The following is a 16,046-nucleotide window of genomic DNA, read 5'->3' on the forward strand; positions in this document are numbered from 1 at the left end:
CACCTCCACGCACGACCCTCGCCGGTCTCAACTCCAGCGAGGCCGACGCCCCTTCAAGGCGCCTTCACCTGCGGCTTGCCCTGCAAGCGATCAAACGGAATCGCCAGGTGCCCAGGATGCCCGGGTCGTTTCGGATCCTGGTCGTCCGACACCTTCACGCCAGAGATCGACGGATCCCGCAGGACGGCATGCGCGCTCGATTCATCGACATCCCCGGCCTTGATGAAGGTCCGTGTGTAGACCACGTACAGCGCCGATCCCGCCTGCGCGGTGAAGTCCAGCTGCATCGCGTTCCCGTTCGGGAAGACCAGCAGTCCACGCGCAGTGCCCCGCTCGGCAATACGCTCCAGCAAGTGACGCTGCCAGTCCCGCACCGCCACCGGATCTGCGTTGACGGGCACGACCGTGTCCGCCATCGTCTCCAGCGGCCAGATCGGGAAACCCATCGGGCTCGTCCGGATGCAGGCCCATTGACCCCTCGACGAGATCACCACCCCGCTGCCCGTCGACGCCGACAACTGACGAGAGCCCGGCGTGCTGAACCATCCCGTGCCCTCCTTGATGAAGCGCTCCGCGACCGCCGTCGTGCTCTGGCCGATGCACTCGCTGATGGACGCGGCTGCGTCCGCTGCGTCCAGGCGCCGCAACTCCAGCGTCTCCGGCACCGTCACCTGCGCGTGCGCGGCGACCGCCGCGCTCAGCAAGGCCGTCACCACGGTCAAGGGAAGGAGCCGTTGCATGCGGGTCCCCTTCACTTGGACAGCGGCAGGCCGGCCATGTCCTTCAGCGCCTGCGCCTCATCGCGCGGCACCAGCACGCACGACAGGTGATTCACCGTGCCCGTGCCGGTCAGCGTGAAATCGACCGCCAGGTAGACCGTCTGGCCGGCCTGAAGGTCGACGCGTGCACCTCCGCAGGAGAACTGGTTCAGGTACTCGGTCAGACCGAAGGCATGGCTGCCCGGCGCCAGCACCACGCGCTGCCAGGAGCGGTTGGGCAGCGTGAGCTCCGTCGGTGCGCCATCGACGAAGAGCTTCAGCGACGCCGCACCACCCGGGAACTGCCACGGGCGGTACAGGTAGACCTGCGCTTGCGCCGCGGGCGCGACAAGAGGCTTGTCAAAGGCGGGACCGGTGGCACAGCCGGCCAGCGCCAACATCAGACTGGTGCCGGCGATCAGGCGCAGGCGGGCGGCGTTCAGCAACATTCGAGGCGACTCCATGAGAGCCGCGCAATGTACGAGTCGCCCCCAACGCGCGCGCACCCCGCGCAGACGGGGGACGCGCCGGCGGAACGTCAACTTGTCCACACGATCGCCGCCCGGGCAGCGACACGCGCGTCAAGCCCTCGCGCTCGCGGGCCAGCCGCGTCACACCCCGCCGCGATAACTCCCCTGCTCCGCCGACAGCCCGGCCTTGACCGCGCGCGTCATCTCGTCGGCGTAGACCTCGTCCTTGCCCGCCGCCAGCGCGTCCAGCACCTGCCGGGCGACATCCAGCGGATCGGCCTTCGGCGCATCGATGCCCGACGTCATGTCGGTGTCCATGAATCCCACATGCAGCCCCAGCACCGCCGTCCCCTGATCCTTCAGCTCCTGCCGCAACCCGTTGGTCACCGACCACGTCGCCGCCTTCGACACGCTGTAGGTCGCCGCGCCCGTCAGGTTGAGCCAGCTGAGCACCGACAGCACATTGACCACCGCGCCGCCCCCGTGTTCCTTGAGCACCGGCGCGAACGCGCGCGTCAGTTCAAGCGGCCCGACGACGTTGGTCTCGAACTCATCCCGCAGCGCTGTCAGCGCGTGCTCGCCCAGCAGCGGCGATCCGCGCGTGATGCCCGCGTTGTTGATCAGCAGCGTGACATCCCCCGCCGCCCGCACCGCCGCGGCGATCTGATCCGGCTTCGTCACGTCGAGCTTGACCGGCGTCACCCCCGGCAGGTCGATCGACGACGGGTCTCGCGCCGCGGCGTAGATCTTCTTCACGCCCGCCGCCTGCAGCGCCTTGACGAAGCTCTTGCCGAGGCCACGATTCCCGCCCGTGACGAAGGCGACAGTGTTCTTGAAATCCATGATCAGTCCTTCAGAAGTTGTGCTGTTTCAATTTCAGTCGACATGATTAATGTAATGTCGACCATCATTGAAACGCCGGACAGCCCGGCCTTTGCCCCTGATGCGCGAAGGGCCGTCGTCGATCGGCGCGAGCCCGCATCGGGGTGTCGCGCGAGCAGTCCAGGGCCACGATGCCGCGTCACCCGGACCGTCGCCTCCTCCCTTGGAGAGACGGAGGAATGGCTCTATGGTCCAGCCGAGAACCCGCTGATCGATCGCCGCCACGAAGCGCGCCTTCCCGCCCGCCCGCTTGCCGATGTCCTTCCCGCTCAATGTCTTCCGATGGATGCCGCCCGACCTCATCGCGGAGGAACTGATTCCGCCCTTGGATCCCGCCGCACCCCGCGCTTCGCATCGCGCGCTGCTGAGCGCGCTCGCCGAGCCCGATCGATGGTGTCCGCCCGGCGATGAACCGCAGCTGGTCGCGGCGCTGCTGGCCGCGCTTCGTCAGATGCCCGGATTCCCCCGCGACCTGGCCCTGCATGTGACCTCGCGCCCAACCGATGCGCTTCCCGCGCACATCCGGGCAGGCAGCGGCTTCGTCCTCACCGGCGGCATCGCCCATCCGTCGCACACCTTCTCGGGGTGGCGGCTGGATCACGGTTGTCTCTCGCCGTTCACACCCGACCAGCCCTTGCCCAACGGGCTGTTCGAGACGCTCGCCCAGATGCTCGCGCCCTCGCTGTCCGCGCTGCTCGCCTCCGAAGCCACGTGCGGCCCGGCCTCCGTGCGACTGCGCGCCGCCACCGTCAGTCAGCTCGCGACGATGCCCCAGAGCTGCGACCGCCTGTTCGGCATCGAGCTGCCGAGGCTCGACGGCCTCCTTCCCATCGATGGACACTGGCCTGCGCAAGGATCCCGTCGGGTCGATGACCTCCTGCTGCGACGCATCCAGGAAGCCGCGCCCGTCCTGCAGGCGCTGTTCCGGAACAGGCGGACGACCGAGCGTGCCCTCGGATTGCCGTCGCGATCACTGGAGGCTCACCTGGACGGTGTATTCCAACCCCTCGAGCGCGGTCGGAGGTCCCGGCACCTCGCCCATGTCCCGATCGCTCCCAGACGTCTGCCTCCCATCCAGGACTCATGCGCCGGCAAGGGTCAATAATCACGGCCACGCCCGCCGCCGGAGATCGTGCCGATGCCCTGCGTCCCCCCGAGGTACTTGCCGCGCCTGCTCGCATGGATCGCCCTGACGACCCTGCCCCCCCTGCTCGCCGCCTGCGGCGATGAACGCCCGCCCGCCTGGTCGGGTTACGCGGCACACCGCCGGTGATCTACTCCAACAGTCAACGCGCGCGGCTGGTCTTCCTCGTCGAGGCCCGCCCGGAGCCATCGCAGGCCACGCGCCTGCATCCGGGCCAGCCGCTGGAGGTGCGCGCCGGCGAGGGCACGCCACGATGACGGATCTCGCCATCGACGTCCGCGGCCTGACCAAGCGCTACGGCACCCGGACCGTGGTCGACCACGTCGACCTCCAGCTCGGCCGTGGCCGCATCTGCGGCTTCCTCGGCCCCAACGGCAGCGGCAAGACGACCACGATCCGCATGCTCTGCGGCCTGCTCACGCCCGACGAGGGCGAAGGCACCTGCCTGGGACTGGACATGCGCCATCAGGCCGGGGAGATCAAGCGCCAGGTCGGCTACATGACGCAGCGTTTGGGGCTCTACGAAGACCTGTCGATCCGGCAGAACCTGGACTTCGTCGCCCGCCTCTTCGAGCTCGACGACCGCGCGCGCCGCGTCGCCGAGGCGCTCGATCGGCTGGGCCTGAGCTCGCGCAAGGATCAGCTCGCGGGCGCCCTGTCGGGCGGCTGGAAGCAACGCCTGGCGCTCGCGGCCTGCCTGCTGCACGATCCACGGCTGCTACTGCTCGACGAGCCGACCGCGGGCGTCGATCCCAAGGCGCGACGCGACTTCTGGGATGAGATCCATCGGCTCGCGGCGGACGGCATCACGGTGCTGGTCTCCACGCATTACATGGACGAGGCTGAGCGCTGCCATGAGCTGGCCTACATCGCCTACGGCCGGCTGCTCGCGCGCGGCACGCAGCGCGAGATCATCGACTAGGCGGGGCTCACCGTCTGGGCGCTGCGCGCGGACGATCCGCAGCGGCTGACCGAGATCTCCACCGGGTTGAACGGCGCCGATGGGGTGCTGAGCGTCGCGGCCTTCGGCAACAGCCTGCATGTCGCCGGACAGGACGAGGCCGCGCTCGAACGCGCGATCGCGCCTCATCGCGAGGGCAATCAGCAGAGCCACGGCCTGCGCTGGGAACGCGCGGAGGCCAACCTCGAGGACGTCTTCATCAGCCTGATCAGCCGCACCCCCGACAACTTCGAGGCCGCGTCGTGAGCGGGCCCCGCGTCGATCGGCGCTTCAGCCTCGCGCGCGTGCTCGCGATCTTCATCAAGGAGGTCCAGCAGATGTTGCGCGACCGGCCGACCTTCGCGATGGCCGTCGGCGTGCCCATCCTGCAGCTGCTGCTGTTCGGGTACGCGATCAACACCGATCCCAAAGGGCTGCCGACGGCGTCGTCACCCAGGATCGCGGGCCGATGTCGCGCAGCCTGATCGCGGCGATGGAGCAGAGCGGCTATTTCCGCGTCCAGGCCCGGCCGGCGTCGGAACGTGATGGCGAGGCGATGGTCGAGGACGGCGAGGTGCAGTTCCTGATCCAGACGCTGGACTAGACGAGCGGGCCGGACCGCCCGGATCCCCCATGTCCACGGGGGAAAGCCCCACCCCGGCTTCAGCCGCGCTTCAGCCGCACTTCAGGCGACCTTCAGCGCCCCGGCGCATCGTGATCGCACGCGGTCAGGAGGCTGGAGGACACCATGGAACACCCTTGCATCCACGACACCGGCCCCTCGCGCCGGCTCGTGGCGACGGGACGCCGGCTCCTCGCCGGCGCCGTGCTCGGCACCGTCGGCGCGGCCTGGAGCCAGGCGAGCCCGCCCGCCAGTGCACCGCTCGACGCGACGCCGCTCGCGATGGCCACCCTGTCCGGCGCCACGGCGAGCGCGACGCCCACGGCGCTGGCGCCCGGCGCGGCGATTCCCGCCATCAGCGAGGTCGACGCCGCGGCGCCACCGCCCGTTCGTCCGCCTCTGGCCCTGCAGGCCTCACTGGCCGCGCTGCGCGCTCGACTCCGACCCACCCCGGACTCGCGCGCGGCCAACGGTGCCGGCGTGATGCTGCATCCCGGACTCGACATCAAGGTGATCGAGCTCCCGCGCGAGGGCGCGCCCATCGGGCCGCCGCCCAAGCGCGCGCATCACGCGTTGAGCATCGGCATGGAAGGCCCCAAGCAGATGCTGCGCGGACTCGGCCTGGACGCGACCGAATGCGCTGCGCGCTTCCGCATGCCGTCCAAGCTGAGCAAGCGCGCCGACGGCTCGGCGCAGGTCGATGTGATGGCCCAGCTGGGCATGGGCTGCAAGTTCTGACGCGCGCCACCGGACGCGCCCTGAGCGAGACGCCTCAGGCGTAGAGCGTCGCCCGCCCTTCGCGGACGAAGCCCGCGAGCCGCAGTCCGCAGGCCTGCGCCGTGCGGATCGCCAGGTGCGTCGGCGCGCTGACCGCGGCCAGCATCGGCATGCCGGCGATCGCCGCCTTCTGGACCATCTCGAAGCTCGCGCGGCTGGTCACCGCCGCAAATCCCGAGGATGCATCGATGCCCGCCTTGGCCATCGCGCCGATCAGCTTGTCGAGCGCGTTGTGCCGGCCGACGTCCTCGCGCACCAGCAGGACCTCGCCCGCTGTCCCGCACCACGCCGCGGCGTGGATGCCGCCGGTGCGCTGCTGCAGGGGCTGCGCCGCGGCCAGCTCCCGCATCGCGCGCGACAGCGCCGCCACCAGCGCGGACTCGTCGGCCAGCGCCGCGGGCAGCGGCGGCACCGGCGTGCCGGGCGCTCGAAACACCTGATCGAGGTTGTCCGTGCCGCAGAGCCCGCAGCCGGTGCGACCGGCCATGCTGCGGCGGCGTTCCTTGAGCAGCGCCTCGCAACGCGCGGTCACCCGCAACTGCAACGCGATGCCGTTCGGCCGGGCGCGGACCTCCACGTCGAGCAGGTCCGCCGCCGATCCGAGCAGCCCCTCGGTCAGCGAGAAGCCGAGCGCGAAGTCCTCCAGATCCAGCGGCGTGGCCAGCATCACCGCGTGCGACAGCCCGTTGTACTCGAGCGCCACCGGCACTTCCTCGGCGACGAATTCCTCATCGGCGGCGCGCGCGGCGCCCAGGCGCCGAGGCGTCACGCCGATCAGCGCCGCCGGCAGCGGCGCGTCGTCATCGCTGTCGTCCTGGCTGTCGCGACCGCCCGGCAGATCACACGTCCCGTTCATGGCTGAGCCTCCTCATCGCCGCGTCCGGCCGGCGTGATGCGCGCGATCCAGCGCCCGTCCTCGTCGACGTGCAGGCGCACCCAGCCGGGGCCCTGCTCGTCGCCGACGCGCGCTTCGCTCATCAGCGTGTACAGGCGCAACAGCACGCTCACGCGCAGGCCCGTGCGCTTGGCCAGCCGCGGCAGCGAGACACCGTTGCCCGCATCGAGCTCCGCCAGCGTCTCCAGCGCGAGACGGGCCTGCACGGCCACGTCGTCGTTCTCAGCGGCGACCGGCGGCGCACGGTTCATGCGAGCGACCTCAGGCGCGCGCGTCCGCCACGGAGCGGGCCTCGGCCTGCGGCAGCGGCTCGTCCTGCGGGCGCAGCGTCAGCACCACCGGAATGGACTTGGACGTCGGCGTCCCCGCGCCGATGGAGATGCTGCTCAACGGCACCAGGCTGTTGGTCTCCGGGAAGTAGCTCGCCAGGCAACCGCGCGGGATGTCGTACTCGATCAGCACGAACTTCTCGGCGCGGCGCGTGTCGCCGTCGCTGTAGACGCTGGTGAGGTCGACCCACTGACCCGCCTTCATGCCGATCTGCTTGAGGTCTTCCTTGTTGATGAAGACCACGCGGCGATGGCCCCAGACGCCGCGGTAGCGGTCGTCCATGCCGTAGATCGTCGTGTTGTACTGGTCGTGCGAGCGCACGGTGGCCAGGTTGAAGACGACGGTCTTGTGCTCGCGCGCGCGCTCCTGCGCCAGGTGGAAGGGCGTGTCGGTCGGCAGGCGGTGGGTGATGAAGTTGGCCTTGCCGGTGGGCGTGTTCCAGACACGCTCCGACGCCGTGTTGCGCAGCCGGAAGCCGCCCGGCGTCTTGATCTTCTCGTTGAAGCCCTTGAAGTCGTCGAAGACTTCCTCGATCTTGTCGCGGATGCGCGCGTAGTCCTCGACCAGCCACAGCCACGGCACGTCGGAGCGCCCCTTCAGCGTGGCCGCGGCCAGGCGCGCCACGATCATCGGCTCGGACAGCAGGTGCTCCGAGGCCGGCGCGTTCATGCCGCTGGAGATGTGCACCATGCTCATCGAGTCCTCCACCGTCACGCCCTGCGGGCCGGTGGCCTGCATGTCGATCTCGGTACGGCCCAGGCAGGGCAGCACCAGCGCCTCCTTGCCGTGGATGGTGTGGCTGCGGTTGAACTTGGTGGTGACATGCACCGTCAGGTCGGTCGAGCGCAGCGCCTTCCAGGTCGCCACCGTGTCCGGCGTCGCCGCGGCGAAGTTGCCGCCCAGCGCGATGAACACCTTGCCCTTGCCGTCGAGCATCGCCTGGATGGCCTCGACCGTGCCGTAGCCGTTCTCCCGCGGCGGCTCGAAGCCGAAGACCTGGCCCAGCCGGTCCAGCAGCGCCTTGGGCGGCTTCTCGTAGATGCCCATCGTGCGGTCGCCCTGCACGTTGGAGTGACCGCGCACCGGGCAGGCGCCCGCGCCCTCGCGGCCGAGGTTGCCGCGCAGCATCAGCAGCGCGGCGATGTGCTGGATCGTCGCCACCGAGTGCTGATGCTGGGTGATGCCCATGCCCCAGCAGATGATCACGCGCTTGGCCTGCGCGTACAGGTCGCCCGCAGCGCACAGCTGCTCCTGCGACAGGCCCGATTCGGCTTCCAGCGCTTCCCACGACTCGGCGCGGATGCTGGCTTCGAATTCCTCGATGCCGTTCGTGTGCTCGGCGATGAAGGACAGATCCAGCACGCGCTCGCCGCCAGCGGCGACGGCCGCGTCATCGAGCTCGAAGACGCGCTTGCACAGCGCCTTCATGACGGCCATGTCGCCGCCGATGCGCAGCTGGAAGTAGTTGGTCGAGATCGGCGTGCTGCCCAGCGTCGCCATCTCCATCTTGTCCTGCGGATCGGCGAAGCGCTCCAGGCCGCGCTCGCGCAGCGGGTTGAAGCTCACGATCCTGCAGCCGCGCTTGGACGCCTCGCGCAGCTCGCCGAGCATGCGCGGGTGATTCGTGCCGGGGTTCTGGCCGAAGATGAAGATCGCGTCCGCCTGCTCGAAGTCGTGCAGCGTCACCGTGCCCTTGCCGATGCCGATGGTCGGCTTCAGGCCCTGGCCGCTGGGCTCGTGGCACATGTTGGAGCAGTCGGGGAAGTTGTTGGTCCCGAACTGGCGCACGAACAGCTGATACAGGAAGGCCGCTTCATTGCTGGCGCGACCCGAGGTGTAGAACATCGCCTCGTTCGGGTCCTTCAGCTCGTTGAGCCGCGCGGCGATCAGCTCGAACGCGTCGTCCCACGCGATGGGCACGTAGCGGTCGATGGTCGCGTCGTAGACCAGCGGCTCGGTGATGCGGCCCAGGTTCTCGAGGTCGAAGTCGGACCACTCGGCCAGCTCGCTGACGGTGTGTCCGCCCAGCACCTGCGCGGTGGCGCGGTGCGCGGTCGCCTCGGCGGCGATCGCCTTGGCGCCGTTCTCGCAGAACTCGAAGGTCGAGCGGTGATCCCGGTCGGGCCAGGCGCAGCCCGGGCAGTCGAAGCCGTCGGGCTGGTTGGCGGACAACAAGGTCTTGGCGCCCTTCACCGCGACGCCCTGCTGCTGCAGGTGCTTGGCGACGCTGCGCAGCGCGCCCCAGCCGCCCGCCGGTCCCTTGTAGAAATGGATCTTCTGCTCGCTCATCGAGTCCTCCGGATTCGTACTTTCCGTCCGGTCATCGCCCGAGGCGAAGCCAGAAAACGGCGTCGCCCCGTGGTCGTCCTGGTGAGGACGGCCGCCGGGGCGAGGGTGATGCTAGCCGGTCGGGCGTTGCCGCGCCGACCGGAGGTCATGCGGTCAAGCTCAGTTGAAGAACTTGGCCACGGTCAGCAGGGTCCTGTAGACACCCCAGGCCAGCGGCAGGCCGACGGCCAGCCAGGCCAGCGCGACCAGCACGCCCGGCGTGGCCTTGCCCGCGCCGGGACCGGCGCCGACTTCCGACGCGGCGGCCTTCTCGTGGGCCAGCTTCTTCTCGACGGCCAGTTCGGCGTCGGTCATGAAGTGCTTGTCGGCCACGGGGCGGATCATGAGGTTGGCGATCAGGCCGATCACCAGCATGCCCACCAGCACGTACATGGTCTGGTTGTAGACCTGCTCGCGCGGGATGCCCAGACCCAGCTGGTACTCGCGCATGTAGCCGATCACGACCGGGCCCAGGATGCCCGCGGTGGCCCAGGCGGTCAGCAGACGGCCGTGGATCGCGCCCACCATCTGCGTGCCGAAGAGGTCACCCAGGTAGGCCGGCACGGTGGCGAAACCGCCGCCATACATCGACAGGATGATGCAGACCGCGCCCACGAAGGCCAGCTTGTGGCCCGCGGCGGCGCTGCTGGGCAGGCTCGCGTAGAGCAGGCCACCCAGCACGAAGAAGACCGTGTAGGTCATCTTGCGGCCCAGCTTGTCCGACAGCGACGCCCACACGAAGCGGCCACCGATGTTGAACAGGCTCAGCAGCGCGGTGAAGCCGCCGGCGATCGCGGCGATCGCGGCCAGCTGCGTCTTGTCCAGGTCCGAGAACTTCAGGTCCACGCCGATCAGCGAGCCGCCGAAGATCTCCTGCAGCATCGGGCTGGCCATGCCGATCACGCCGATGCCGGCGGACACGTTCATGCACAACACGATCCACACCAGCCAGAACTGCGGGATGCCCCACACCTTCTTCACGTGCACGTGGCGCTGCGTGATCATGGCGTTGTTGACCTGCGCCGCGGGCGGCGTCCAGCCGGCCGGCTTCCAGCCGGTGGGCGGCACGCGGTAGCCCAGCGCGCCCGCGACCATGAAGACGAAATAGATCAGCGCCATCACGACGAAGGTCTGCATCACGCCCGGGTCGGTGGGGGTGGCGAAGTGCTTCATCAGCTCGACGGCCAGCGGCGATCCGATCATCGCGCCGCCGCCGAAGCCCATGATGGCCATGCCGGTGGCCATGCCGCGGCGGTCCGGGAACCACTTGATCAGCGTGGACACGGGCGAGATGTAGCCCAGCCCGAGCCCGATGCCGCCGATCACGCCGGAGCCCAGGATCATCATCCAGAACTGGTGGGTGTGGATGCCGATCGCGGAGATCAGCATGCCGCCGCACCAGCACACGGCCGACACCAGACCCGCCTTGCGGGGACCGGCGCGTTCCAGCCAGCCGCCCCAGATCGCGGCGGCACAGCCCAGGAACACGAAGAACAGCGTGTACATCCAGCCCAGGGTGGCGACGCTCCAGTCGCACTCGGTGGTGAACAGCTGCGCGAAGAAGCTCACGTCCTTGCCGCAGGCGGCGCCGGCGCCGGCGGTCTGCAGCATCTTGGACAGCGGCAGCCAGAAGACCGAGAAGCCGTAGGCCATCCCGATGCACAGGTGAATGGCCAGCGCGCTCGGCGGCACGAGCCAGCGGTTGAAGCCCGGAGCAGCGATGGTGCGCTCCTTGTCCAGCCAGCTCGAGCCGGCGGATCCGACGCTCGGGTCGGTCAGCACAGTAGACATGAGGTCCTCCTCAAACAATGAATGGCGGCCGCGACGCGGCCCGCTGAATGACGACCCAGTTCCGAACCCTCAACCGGCCTGGATCGACCGTGTCCCGTGTTCTGGCGTCTCTGTCCCTATCGGCGTCAACGTCCTGTGAAGACAGGGGATTGACGTTACCGACGGAAAGAGTTGCGGCAGAACGCTCGCGGCGGGCGCGATCTTGACGCAAGTCATTGACATCCCTTGACAACCACACATAGCAAACGGACATCTATCGCACGAAACCGACAGCCGGTGCCTATTGGGCGTTGGGCGGTACACGCATTCGGGATACGTACTTTGGGCGATTGGCGCACCGCACTCCGTGTTCATGGGCGCTTTGGAGGGGACGCGATTGTTGAGGGCGCCACAACGGTGCGTTGTCCAGTCACACATTTTTTCGTCTCGGGTCTATGCCTATTGTTGCGACCGTGTCTCCCGTCTTCGAAGGCGTCCATCAGCGCCTTCTTCACCGGACCGCCTTCCCAGGCCGTCCGGTTTTTTCTTGGGCGCGCGACACGCGAAGGCCGGGTCGCGCATGTGCGGCGACAGCGGGATGAAAAGCGCGGGATGCCCGTTTGCCCCGATGAACACGCGGATGTATCGGGGTGCAACCTGCCGTTTGTCCTACAAGACCTCGCGACCTCTGCCCACGAAAACCTCCCGGTTGACGGTCCACAGTAGGTCCTAACCGATCTCCACCGATCGGCCCTCAAGCCCTAAGGAGAGACTCAATGAACGCGACCAAATCCCTCGTGACCGGTGCTGTTGCCCTGACCGCTTTCGCCAGCGTGCTGGGTCTGGCGTATGCCCAAGTCGAGAACTCGGCTGACGCGACGCAAGCGCAAGTGCAGCCGGCTGATCAACAGCAGCCGCCCGCCGATCAGACGATGACCCCGGCGGACCAGTCGACCCAGTCGACCGACCCGAACGCTCCGGCGCAGCAGACGCAGCCTGAAGCGCAGTCGCAGCAGACCCAGCCGCAATCGGCCGACCAGTACCAGAGCCAGCAGCCGCAGGCTTCGGAACCGCTGCCGGCTGAGCCGACCAGCGCTGGCGAACCGGCCCCGCGCGCCGACCGCAACTGATCCCCGTGATCACCCCGTCGTGCCTCGCCCGCACCTGACCCCTGATTGAAAGCCTCCCATGCTGCGCGCCTCGAGCGGGTATTACTTCAGCGATCCGCCCCCACCGAAGCCGGTGGCGGAGCGGGCGCCGGAGTCCCTGCGGGAACGCGCGGGCTGGGCGGCCCAGGGGCTGGCGCTGGGCCTGGCCGGCGCGCTGCTGGCCTGGCCAGTGGCGACCTACGTGATGAAGCAGGGCCGCCCCGCGCCGGCAGCTTCCGTCGCGAAGCATGTATCCCCCTCACCGGTCCAGCCGATCGCCCAAGCCACCGCGCCAGTGCCGCGGACCGGCACGGCCGATTTCGGCAAGACCAAGGTTTCCAAGCAGGCTCGCCAGCTCGCCCAATGGGTGATGGCGGGCTGGGACCACAACGGCCGACCCTTCGCGATCCTGGACAAGCGCCAGGCCCGCGTGCTCGTGTTCAACGCCGAGGGCAAGCTGCAGGCGACCACGCCGGTGCTGCTCGGCTACGCAGCCGGTGATGACAGCGTCGCGGGCATCGGCCTGCGCCCGATCGCCGAGGTCAAGCCATCCGAGCGCACCACGCCCGCCGGGCGCTTCGTCGCGCAGCCGGGCAAGAACGCCTCGCACGAGGACGTGCTGTGGGTCGATTACGAAGCGGCCGTGTCCATGCACCGCGTGCGTCCGACCAATCCGGCCGAGCGCCGCCTGGAGCGTCTCGCGTCGCCGACGCCCGCGGACAACCGCATCAGCTTCGGCTGCATCAACATGCCCGTGAGATTCTTCGAGCAGACCCTGTGGCCGACCTTCGGCAAGCGCGGTGGCATCGTCTACGTGCTGCCAGAGAAGAAGTCGATGGAACAGGTCTTCGGTGAACAGATGCGTCGCGCCAAGGCCGGCCCCTCTGCCTGATGCGCGGCGAATGACCGCGCCCACACACTCCCCCGCCCGTTCCGCGCTCGCCCTGGCGATGGCCATGGCACTCACCGTCGGCATGGCCGGCCTCAGCGAGAACGCTCACGCCCAGGTCAGCCGCGCGACCGTGCGCGGTCTGGTGAGCGCGCCGTCGGGCGTCGCGATCGGCGGACTCGCCGTCACCGCGACCAACGTCGCCACCGGCGCCCGGTATCGAACGATTACCCGCGAAGACGGCCGCTACGCGCTGGTCGGCCTCGCGCCGGGCCAGTACGACGTGAGCGTCGCCGGCGCCGATGGCAAGCCGATCAAGACCGAGCGCATCACCCTGGCCGTCGGCGAAAGCGCCGCGCTGGATCTCGCGCCGGCGGCGTCGGCCACGCCTTCAGGTGAAGGCGCCGACGCGGCGGCTGTTCAGCTCAACCGCGTGACCGTCGAGGGCGCCTCGGCGCGTCAGGGCGTCAAGGACTCGCAGCTCGGCACGTCGGTGTCGCAGCGCATGATCGAGGCGCTGCCGCAGAGCACGCGCAACTTCCTCAGCGCGGCCGACCTGGCCCCCGGCGTCGCGTTCTCCAGCGATGCCAGCGGCCTGAGCCGCGTGCAGTCCGGCGCGCAGGACTTCGACCACCTGAACGTCTTCATCGACGGCGTGGGCCAGAAGAACAACATCCTGCGCGGCGGGGTGAGCGGGCAGTCCGACACGCGCGGCAATCCCTTCCCGCAATCGGCGATCGCGGAATACAAGGTCCTGACGCAGAACTACAAGGCCGAGTTCGACCAGGTCAGCAGCGCCGCGATCACCGCCGTGACCAAGTCCGGCACCAACGAGTTCCACGGCGAGGTCTACGGCGACCGCACGGGCACCAACTGGCGATCGCTCAACTCGCTGGAGAAGGAACGCGAGTCGCAAGGCGTGAGTCGCCCCGCCTCCGAGAAGTACGAATACGGCGGCAGCGTGGGTGGTCCCATCGTCCAGGACCGGCTGCATTTCTTCGTGGCCTACGACGCCAAGCGCATCGAGGACTCGCGCCAGATCGCCGGGCAGAACTTCGAGAAGCTGCCCAACGCGGGCATCGTCCCGGAGCTGCTCGCGCGGCGCGGCAACCAGGTGGATCCGTTCCACGAGGACCTGTTCTTCGGCAAGCTCGACGCGCAGCTGAACGAGGAACAGAAGCTGACGCTGAGCGCGCGTCTGCGCCGCGAGACGGACCGCATCGCCGAGGACCGCAACCTCTCGCTGCCCGGCAACGACAAGCAGCGCCGCAATGACGAGACGCGCGTGGACCTCACGCACGAGTGGTCGCGCGGCGATTGGCTCAGCGAGGCGCGCCTCGGCTACGAGGACTACGAGTGGAATCCGCAGTCGACCTCGATGTCGCCGCTGGTCCGCTACAAGGTATCCACGGCGGAGCCGCAGGTGCTCACCAACGCGCAGGACGTGATCCTGGACGGCGGATCGCCCGATGCGCAACGGCGTCAACAGCGCGGCGCGTATCTATCGGAAGAGCTGACCTTCACCGGCTTCGACGGGCATGTGATCAAGGGCGGCGTGAAGCTCAAGGACATGCGCTACGACCTCAGCGGCACGGCCAACCGGGTCGACGCGGTCGAGGTCCTGATTGACAACGTCACCGGCCTGCCCTATTGGGACGGCAGCAACTGCCTCGGCACCACGGTGGCCAGCGACGGCACGTCCAGCGATCAATGCCGCATCCGCCGCGCGACGGATGGCTCCGGGGCGAGTTTCAAGAACAAGCAATGGGGCCTCTATCTCCAGGACGACTGGAGCGTCACGCGCAAGCTCGAGCTCAACCTCGGTCTGCGCTGGGACTACGAGGACAACATGCTCAACAACCAGTACGCGACGCCGGCGGACCGCGTGGCGGCGTTGTTCGCGGCGGACGGCACGCGTTACGGCCTCACGCCGCCCGCGGGCCAGACCTACGCGCAGTCGCTGGCCAAGGGCGGGATCGACGTCTCGCAGTACATCAGCGATGGGCGCTCGCGCAAGGCGTTCAAGAACGCCTTCGCGCCGCGTGTCGGGTTCTCGTACGACGTGCGGGGCGATCGCGAGACGGTCGTCTTCGGCGGATACGGGCGCAGCTATGACCGCACGATGGCCAACCATGCGCTGGACGAGCTGCAGAAGAACCAGGCCACCGGCGGCGAGATCTGGTTGATCCGCAACGACCTCAAGATGCCGTACGCGGACCAGTTCAGCATCGGGCTGCGGCAGGCGCTGGGCAAGTCCTGGAACGGCGAGATCGCGCTGAGCCGCGTGGAGGCGAAGAACCAGTTCGTCTGGTTCAGCGGCAACCGCGACGCCAACGGCGGCTTCGCGCAGCAGTCGGCGCTCGATCCGCTGTGGGGCGGACCGAATGGATTCGGGCAGCTGGTGCTGGGCGATTCGGTCGGGCGAACGCGAACGGACTCGGTGTTCGCGAAGCTGGACAAGCCTTACACCGCGTCGTCGGGTTGGACGGCGACGATCGCGTACACCTACAGCGACGCGAAGACGACCAACCTCCAGTGGAGCAACGACACCTTCGACTGGACCTATGGACGCGCGGGGCGCGGATGGAATCCGAGCACGCTGGTGGACAGGCACCGGGTGGTGGGCGCGTTCATGACGGACAAGTTGCTGCCGTGGGGGATGACGTTCTCCGCGAAGGCGACGTACGCGAGCGGCTTCCCGCGCCGCATGACGAATTGCCTGGGCGGCACGCCGCAGTGTTTCCTGGTCGAGGGCGACTCGCCGAGCTTCCGCCAGGTGGACATCAGCCTGGGCAAGGCGTTCAAGTTCGGCGTCCACCAGCTGGGGATCCGGCTGGACGTGCTGAACGTGTTCGGCGCCGACAACTACGCGGGCTTCGACGACTGGATCGGCAACACGCCGGCCGCCGGCCAGCCGGCGAATCGCCTGGGCGGGGACAACCTCAACCTCGACAAGCCCAACACCGCCCGCGGCGACAACCGCGCGCTGCGGGTGGTGATGAACTACAAGTTTTGAGCCGCCCCGTCTTCCACCGAGCCCATGGAGTGACCAACGGCCTGCGGGTAGACGCCGCGTATGCTCGTCCGCTTCAT

General features: G+C 68.7%; 14 protein-coding genes and 2 pseudogenes. 9 read left to right on the forward strand and 7 right to left on the reverse strand.

What is annotated here, in order from left to right; all coding sequences use genetic code 11:
- Positions 1-53: 53 nt before the first annotated feature.
- The 3 genes from ACNI65_RS19635 to ACNI65_RS19645 form a co-directional block, all read right to left on the reverse strand.
- Entirely contained in the window at positions 54-740 is a 687-nt protein-coding gene (locus ACNI65_RS19635) for a hypothetical protein (protein ID WP_416758823.1), read from the reverse strand.
- 11 nt (positions 741-751) lie between these two features.
- Positions 752-1,207 (reverse strand): hypothetical protein, encoded by a 456-nt coding sequence (locus ACNI65_RS19640; RefSeq protein ID WP_416758825.1) that lies wholly within the window; start codon positions 1,205-1,207, stop codon positions 752-754.
- A gap of 162 nt (positions 1,208-1,369) precedes the next feature.
- Complete coding sequence (locus ACNI65_RS19645; protein ID WP_416758826.1) at positions 1,370-2,071, reverse strand: SDR family oxidoreductase; 702 nt, start codon at positions 2,069-2,071, stop codon at positions 1,370-1,372.
- Positions 2,072-2,366: 295 nt separating this feature from the next.
- Between ACNI65_RS19645 and ACNI65_RS19650 the strand changes: the two genes are divergently transcribed.
- The 6 genes and pseudogenes from ACNI65_RS19650 (at position 2,367) to ACNI65_RS19675 (ending at position 5,554) form a co-directional block, all read left to right on the forward strand.
- Positions 2,367-3,215 (forward strand): hypothetical protein, encoded by an 849-nt coding sequence (locus ACNI65_RS19650; protein WP_416758828.1) that lies wholly within the window; start codon positions 2,367-2,369, stop codon positions 3,213-3,215.
- Between the two features lie 155 nt (positions 3,216-3,370).
- Positions 3,371-3,511 (forward strand): annotated as a pseudogene (locus ACNI65_RS19655) (secretion protein HlyD); the annotation flags it as partial.
- Positions 3,508-4,461 (forward strand): annotated as a pseudogene (locus ACNI65_RS19660) (ABC transporter ATP-binding protein). The pseudogenes ACNI65_RS19655 and ACNI65_RS19660, both read left to right, overlap by 4 nt.
- On the forward strand, positions 4,458-4,679 hold the full coding sequence (locus ACNI65_RS19665) for a hypothetical protein (RefSeq protein WP_416758829.1): 222 nt from the start codon (positions 4,458-4,460) through the stop codon (positions 4,677-4,679). Before ACNI65_RS19660 ends, ACNI65_RS19665 begins: the two are co-directional and overlap by 4 nt.
- Positions 4,664-4,798 (forward strand): hypothetical protein, encoded by a 135-nt coding sequence (locus ACNI65_RS19670; protein WP_416758831.1) that lies wholly within the window; start codon positions 4,664-4,666, stop codon positions 4,796-4,798. Before ACNI65_RS19665 ends, ACNI65_RS19670 begins: the two co-directional genes overlap by 16 nt.
- Positions 4,799-4,942: 144 nt before the next feature.
- Complete coding sequence (locus ACNI65_RS19675; RefSeq protein WP_416758833.1) at positions 4,943-5,554, forward strand: hypothetical protein; 612 nt, start codon at positions 4,943-4,945, stop codon at positions 5,552-5,554.
- Between the two features lie 34 nt (positions 5,555-5,588).
- Here ACNI65_RS19675 and fdhD read toward each other — a convergent pair whose 3' ends face one another.
- The 4 genes from fdhD to ACNI65_RS19695 all read right to left on the reverse strand — a co-directional run bounded on the left by fdhD (position 5,589) and on the right by ACNI65_RS19695 (position 10,937).
- Positions 5,589-6,449, reverse strand: a complete 861-nt coding sequence (gene fdhD, locus ACNI65_RS19680) for a formate dehydrogenase accessory sulfurtransferase FdhD (protein WP_416758834.1) — start codon at positions 6,447-6,449, stop codon at positions 5,589-5,591.
- The gene (locus ACNI65_RS19685) at positions 6,446-6,739 is read right to left on the reverse strand and encodes a hypothetical protein (RefSeq protein ID WP_416758836.1); all 294 of its coding nucleotides are present in this window, start codon (positions 6,737-6,739) and stop codon (positions 6,446-6,448) included. Before ACNI65_RS19685 ends, fdhD begins: the two co-directional genes overlap by 4 nt.
- A 10-nt stretch (positions 6,740-6,749) precedes the next feature.
- On the reverse strand, positions 6,750-9,107 hold the full coding sequence (locus tag ACNI65_RS19690) for an FdhF/YdeP family oxidoreductase (RefSeq protein ID WP_416758837.1): 2,358 nt from the start codon (positions 9,105-9,107) through the stop codon (positions 6,750-6,752).
- Between the two features lie 159 nt (positions 9,108-9,266).
- Positions 9,267-10,937: an OFA family MFS transporter gene (locus ACNI65_RS19695; protein ID WP_416758838.1), complete on the reverse strand. Its 1,671-nt coding sequence runs from the start codon at positions 10,935-10,937 to the stop codon at positions 9,267-9,269.
- Between the two features lie 755 nt (positions 10,938-11,692).
- Between ACNI65_RS19695 and ACNI65_RS19700 the strand changes: the two genes are divergently transcribed.
- The 3 genes from ACNI65_RS19700 to ACNI65_RS19710 all read left to right on the forward strand — a co-directional run bounded on the left by ACNI65_RS19700 (position 11,693) and on the right by ACNI65_RS19710 (position 15,969).
- A complete protein-coding gene (locus ACNI65_RS19700; protein WP_416758839.1) occupies positions 11,693-12,046 on the forward strand; it encodes a hypothetical protein in 354 nt (117 codons plus the stop codon).
- Positions 12,047-12,104: 58 nt separating this feature from the next.
- Complete coding sequence (locus ACNI65_RS19705) at positions 12,105-12,956, forward strand: hypothetical protein (protein ID WP_416758840.1); 852 nt, start codon at positions 12,105-12,107, stop codon at positions 12,954-12,956.
- 64 nt (positions 12,957-13,020) lie between these two features.
- Positions 13,021-15,969, forward strand: a complete 2,949-nt coding sequence (locus ACNI65_RS19710; RefSeq protein ID WP_416758841.1) for a TonB-dependent receptor — start codon at positions 13,021-13,023, stop codon at positions 15,967-15,969.
- Positions 15,970-16,046 lie beyond the last annotated feature (77 nt).

Source organism: Roseateles sp. So40a, from assembly GCF_048081605.1.
Lineage (GTDB): Bacteria > Pseudomonadota > Gammaproteobacteria > Burkholderiales > Burkholderiaceae_C > Roseateles.